The organism is Stenotrophomonas sp. 3diitr2024, from assembly GCF_042136455.1.
GTDB lineage: Bacteria > Pseudomonadota > Gammaproteobacteria > Xanthomonadales > Xanthomonadaceae > Stenotrophomonas > Stenotrophomonas sepilia.
This window is the reverse complement of sequence record NZ_JBHHMJ010000400.1, coordinates 1-1,100: the sequence shown is the minus strand read 5'-3', so window position 1 is coordinate 1,100 and position 1,100 is coordinate 1. Positions and strand designations below refer to the sequence as shown.

At 64.7% G+C, this 1,100-nt stretch carries 1 protein-coding gene; it reads left to right on the top strand.

The features are described 5' to 3' along the window. The coding region (gene tuf / locus ABGA94_RS09985) for an elongation factor Tu (RefSeq protein ID WP_151355531.1) at window positions 1–1,100 on the top strand (1,100 nt) is incomplete at both ends.

The window sequence follows — 1,100 nt, the reverse complement described above, 5'->3', positions numbered from 1 at the left end:
CGCACCAAGCCGCACGTCAACGTCGGCACCATCGGTCACGTCGACCACGGCAAGACCACGCTGACCGCCGCACTGACCAAGATCGGTGCCGAGCGCTTCGGTGGCGAGTTCAAGGACTACTCCTCGATCGACGCCGCGCCGGAAGAAAAGGCGCGTGGCATCACGATCTCGACCGCGCACGTCGAATACGAATCCCCGACCCGTCACTACGCCCACGTTGACTGCCCGGGCCACGCTGACTACGTCAAGAACATGATCACCGGTGCCGCCCAGATGGACGGCGCGATCCTGGTGTGCTCGGCCGCTGACGGCCCGATGCCGCAGACCCGTGAGCACATCCTGCTGTCGCGCCAGGTCGGCGTGCCGTACATCGTCGTGTTCCTGAACAAGGCCGACATGGTGGACGACGCCGAGCTGCTCGAGCTGGTCGAGATGGAAGTGCGCGAGCTGCTGAGCAAGTACGAGTTCCCGGGCGACGACACCCCGATCATCGCCGGTTCGGCCCGTCTGGCACTGGAAGGCGACCAGAGCGACATCGGCGTGCCGGCCATCCTGAAGCTGGTCGACGCGCTGGACAGCTGGATTCCGGAGCCGGAGCGTGCGATCGACAAGCCGTTCCTGATGCCGGTGGAAGACGTGTTCTCGATCTCGGGCCGCGGCACCGTGGTGACTGGTCGTATCGAGCGCGGCGTGATCAAGGTTGGCGACGAAATCGAAATCGTCGGCATCCGTCCGGTGCAGAAGACCACCGTGACCGGCGTTGAAATGTTCCGCAAGCTGCTGGACCAGGGTCAGGCAGGCGACAACGCTGGCCTGCTGCTGCGCGGCACCAAGCGTGACGACGTCGAGCGTGGCCAGGTGCTGGCCAAGCCGGGCACGATCAAGCCGCACACCAAGTTCGAAGGCGAAGTGTACGTCCTGTCGAAGGACGAGGGCGGCCGCCACACCCCGTTCTTCAACGGCTACCGTCCGCAGTTCTACTTCCGCACCACCGACATCACCGGCGCCGCCAAGCTGCCGGAAGGCGTCGAAATGGTGATGCCGGGTGACAACGTCAAGATGGAAGTCACCCTGATCAACCCGGTGGCCATGGACGAAGG